This window comes from Mesorhizobium sp. B3-1-7 (assembly GCF_006439385.1).
Lineage (GTDB): Bacteria > Pseudomonadota > Alphaproteobacteria > Rhizobiales > Rhizobiaceae > Mesorhizobium.
Genome location: NZ_VFTL01000077.1, coordinates 1 through 3,989, shown reverse-complemented (window position 1 = coordinate 3,989; position 3,989 = coordinate 1). Strand labels below are relative to the sequence as shown.

Genomic DNA, 3,989 nt, shown 5'->3' with positions numbered 1-3,989 from the left:
CAGGTGACGTTGAACATCACCAGCCTGCCATGACCGCCCTCTCTCAGCGAATTTGCAGAACTCTCAGCACACTACCGCCAAGAGAGCGGCAAGGCACAACCGTGAAACGAAAAAGACCTGGAAAGAAAGGGCCGGGCGCAATAGCCCGGCCTTCCTTTCTGCGCGGCCGTCGCAAGCAGCCTGCGCTCACTACTTTGGACGGTCGCGGCTGGTGCAGCCGGACCGGAAATGTCTACCTGTGCCAGCGATGCAGCCAGTCCGGGTCTGGATCGGAATTCCTGCTGATTGCCATGCTGGCCAGCAAGCCGACCAGGCCGCCGATCAACATCGCGGTCGAGAAGGTGCCGGGGTTCTGCTGCACCGTTTCCGAAACGCTGTGCGCCTGGCTGCGCAACTGGCTTGCGGCGCGCGACGCGCGGTCGGAGGCGCCGCTGTAGAGGTTCGAAGCGCGGTCGGCCGCGCCTCGGTACCAGCCATGCGCAGTCTCGGCGGCCTCCTCGGCCTGTTCGGAAAGCGCGCGGTTCAGACGGCTCACCTCGCGCTTCAACTCGGCGATCTGCTTCTTCATCGCGTCTTCCGATGCACGCGTGGCACGCGCGCTGCTACGCGACGCGGGACGGTTGCGCGCGGCGGTGGCTTTCACGTTGCCGTTGGCTGAATTGGTGGTGCTGGTGTCATTGTCTGCCATCGGTCTCTCCTTTTTGCCTCCTGGAACGGCCATCACGCCTCATTGTTCCCGCGAGCGCGCCGCCCGGCCAAAACACCGGGGCCGCGGAGCGTGCTCCACGGCCCTGCGCTGCAAGCCCGATGCCCTTACTTGCCGCAGTTCTTGTCGTTCACGTTCGGCTGCATCGTGCCGGCGGTGCTGTTGTTGGCATCGCCCACCGCGCCTTGCGGACTGCTCGGGCAGTTCTTGTCGGCGTTTGAATTCATGTCGCCGCCGGTGACACTGCCGGTCGTACCGGTATCGGGCGGCGCGGCCTGGTCGGGCGACGGGCTGGCCGGCGTCTTCGGCTCCACGGTAATGGTCTGGCCGCTGCCGCCACCCTCATTTCCGGCCGTGCCGGCGCTCTGAGCCATCGCCGCCGTGGCGAGGCCGATGGTCAGCGCCGAAGCTGCAAGAATCTTCGTAAGCATGATCTTTCTCCTCTGTTGCGAGACGGTCGTCCGTCACGTTGCGACTAAGGATGGAACCCGTCGGACCAAGGTTGGTTCCGACAAAATTTGTTGTAATCTGGCCTGGCGTTTCAATTTATGGTTGTGGCGCGCCGGGCGCTGCGATTTTAGGAATGTAGGAAAATGTACCTAATTATATACCTGACATAGCTGATTTCGTGTGCTACTGATTCGCTCGACGGGCCGGCGATGAGAGGCACAGAAGGGAAGGGATCAGCGAAGTCAGGAACTTAGGAAAGTTCCTATGACTGAGACAAATGACGGGAAGTCCGCAACTACTCTTTCGGCGTCTGATCTTCGAACACTTCGGAGAGAACATCCTTCAGGATTCGAATCCCTGGCCATTGATCCGGGAATTTTGGCGCTGGCAATAGAGCTAATCGAAGAGTCTGGCGGCTGCGATATTCCTGATCGAACTGTTGAAGAAGTTTTGCGGTTCGCGCTTTATGCTGATCGGATTGCGAGGCGCCCTTTCGAGTAGAATCGATGGCTTGGCAAAGGCCGACCAGTGCGTCCATCTCTCGCTCAAGGGCGCTTAGGTACGAGACCAACCAACCGAGAGCTTCCTTTGTTAGCAGCGTGTCGTCGGCTTTTGCCTGCCGACCGATTGTCCTGCCGATGTTCGCTTTAAAATCGAAGTTGCGAGTATGAACGACGGCGTCACGCCAGCTTTTAGCGCGGGAAAATCCATCGTGCTTCAAAGTCATCAGGAACATACCCTTCAGTCCCGGATGCTTTGTCTCGCTGACCGTCGCTTCGCGAGATAGGATAAATATCTCTATTAGCCCCTCAGTCCCATTTATGCGTTTGGTGATCGAAAAGGGTGTGGGATAGTATGTGAAGCAGCCGCTGGCCAGCATATGAAGCGAATACTCGCATTCGTTATAGAGCATAGCCACACTGCCGATTAACTGCAGTTGTTCCGGCGTAAAGTTTTTCAAGGGATCGGCGTTCTTGATGCCGATCGGCCACCAACTGGGTGTTTTCATGGTTACACCGAAGAGCCAAGAGCAATCAGAAAACGATGAAGCCGTCGCGAAACGTCGCGATGCAGCATTGTTTCGCGCATTAAAAACCCCTCCGTCCAAGCATGAGACGAAGGGGAAGCCAAAGGAACAAAAGAGTCAATCTTCGGATCGCGGGCGGAAATAGCGCTAGGCGATCGTCGGCCCAGAATCCGCCAAAAGCACTTCAGGCTTGAATCCTGCACCCTTCTGGGTGCCTTTGTCGAACCATATGCACCGGATGGATAGCTCACCATCCGGCGCACTTTACTTCGTCTATTGTCATCGATGGTCCGCCTGATTTCAGCCGAACAACATCTCCGACTTTGAAGGTAGTAGCCATGTCGTTTCCCCCTATATTGGTTGAGCGCTACAGCGCTTCCGATCTTCGCCTTATCGCGAGGTTTGAAAGCATCAGGCCAAAAGCCATTGGACAGCGAGTTAGGCTGAACAGCGGCGGGCCGAAAATGCTTGTGGTCCACACCCCGAACCCATCAACAGTAATAGCTTCATGGCGGACTCAGCAAGGGGAAGTTCATGAGGCGAACTTCCCCGCGATTTGCGTGCATCACATTTAGCCGCGATAGCGTTTTGGCCAACGCATAAAGGCAGCCGCTTTCTGCTTAGGCGTTACCGGCATCGTCAGTTTGTTGATAGGTGAGGCGTTTGCCAGTGGTACCACGGATCAAATCATCTGAACGCTCGCGGTCGGTGACGCCAAGCGCCGTGCGGCGATTGTAGCGAAAGTCGAACTCGGCAAGGTAACGGTGCAAGTGAGCTTCGCCGCAATGCTGGTAGACGCCGACCATGCCGCGCTTGAAGACCGAAAACACGTTCTCAATCGTGTTGGTGTGGACGACGCGGTCGGCTTCATAGCGAACATATTCGCCGCCAGTGTGCTTGACGGTGGCATGGTCCGCGAACTCCAATCCGGTGATCGGATAGAAGTTGGACTCGTCGGTCATGAGCGTCGATTTGCGGTCGGCATTGCGGACCAGTACATCGCGCACAGACTCCTTGGTTGCGCGCTCGACATGGAAGGAACGGACAGAGCCGCCGCGCTCTACCAGCGCCACGATTGAACGCTTGGATGAATTGGCAGGCTTGCCGCGAATGGTGCGCTTCTTGATCGTGTCCTTCGGCCCGAAATAGGTTTCGTCGGCTTCAACGATCTTGCCTTCGCCGCCAAGCGGACCAGATGACTTCACGTCTTCCTTCATGGCCTCGCGGATGCGGTGCGCCATGAACCAGGCAGTCTTGTAGGTGACGCCAATCATGCGGTGCAGCTGGTGCGCCGACAGGCCCTTTTTCGAAGCGGCATAGAGATGGAAGCCGAGAACCCATTTGCACAATGGGATTTTCGACCGCTCCATAACGGTGCCAACCGTGACGGTGAAATGCTCGCGGCAAGCGTTGCACTGATACAGGCCGGGACGGTGAGACTTGCCTTTCAACAGGTGCAACGACGCCTGATCGGAGTTGCCGCAATGCGGGCAATAGACGCCATCGGACCAACGGATCGCTTCAAGGTGCTCGCGCGCCTTGTCGTTGTCGTTGAAGATCGGATCGGTAAGGTTCGTCATAGCTTGTCCCCTCTTGACCTTTTATCGGCCAAGGCGGCTGCTATGTCAAGTATATAATTAGGAAAATGTACCTAGAAGCTATTGCCCGGTGAAGGCAGCTATGCTACTATTTTGTCCATGGTGCTGATTTGCGCCAACGACCCGCCGCCTGAACTGACCCCATAAAGTTGGACGGTTCATTGAGTTGGTAGGTTTAAGGGCTGGGTCCTGTATTGCACAGGGGCCA

Annotated in this window: 5 protein-coding genes; all 5 read right to left on the bottom strand. The window is 57.1% G+C overall.

The annotated features are described in order from the left end of the window. Positions 1-232: 232 nt before the first annotated feature. The 5 genes from FJ417_RS32890 to FJ417_RS32870 all read right to left on the bottom strand — a co-directional run bounded on the left by FJ417_RS32890 (position 233) and on the right by FJ417_RS32870 (position 3,763). Entirely contained in the window at positions 233-688 is a 456-nt protein-coding gene (locus FJ417_RS32890) for a hypothetical protein (protein ID WP_140786331.1), read from the bottom strand. Between the two features lie 125 nt (positions 689-813). After that, positions 814-1,137: a hypothetical protein gene (locus tag FJ417_RS32885; RefSeq protein WP_140640959.1), complete on the bottom strand. Its 324-nt coding sequence runs from the start codon at positions 1,135-1,137 to the stop codon at positions 814-816. Positions 1,138-1,451: 314 nt separating this feature from the next. Continuing rightward, the gene (locus FJ417_RS32880; RefSeq protein ID WP_140786330.1) at positions 1,452-2,165 is read right to left on the bottom strand and encodes a hypothetical protein; all 714 of its coding nucleotides are present in this window, start codon (positions 2,163-2,165) and stop codon (positions 1,452-1,454) included. Between the two features lie 265 nt (positions 2,166-2,430). Then, positions 2,431-2,523 carry a DUF2158 domain-containing protein gene (locus FJ417_RS33745; protein ID WP_140786329.1) on the bottom strand — a complete coding sequence of 31 codons (93 nt, stop codon included), beginning with the start codon at positions 2,521-2,523 and terminating at the stop codon, positions 2,431-2,433. A 280-nt stretch (positions 2,524-2,803) separates the two neighbouring features. Continuing rightward, positions 2,804-3,763: an IS1595 family transposase gene (locus FJ417_RS32870; protein ID WP_140786328.1), complete on the bottom strand. Its 960-nt coding sequence runs from the start codon at positions 3,761-3,763 to the stop codon at positions 2,804-2,806. Positions 3,764-3,989 lie beyond the last annotated feature (226 nt).

Coding starts and splice junctions, on each gene's coding strand:
- FJ417_RS32890 (WP_140786331.1), bottom strand. CDS start 688: ATGGCAGACAATGACACCAGCACCACCAATTCAGCCAACGGCAACGTG.
- FJ417_RS32885 (WP_140640959.1), bottom strand. CDS start 1,137: ATGCTTACGAAGATTCTTGCAGCTTCGGCGCTGACCATCGGCCTCGCC.
- FJ417_RS32870 (WP_140786328.1), bottom strand. CDS start 3,763: ATGACGAACCTTACCGATCCGATCTTCAACGACAACGACAAGGCGCGC.
- FJ417_RS32880 (WP_140786330.1), bottom strand. CDS start 2,165: ATGAAAACACCCAGTTGGTGGCCGATCGGCATCAAGAACGCCGATCCC.
- FJ417_RS33745 (WP_140786329.1), bottom strand. CDS start 2,523: ATGGCTACTACCTTCAAAGTCGGAGATGTTGTTCGGCTGAAATCAGGC.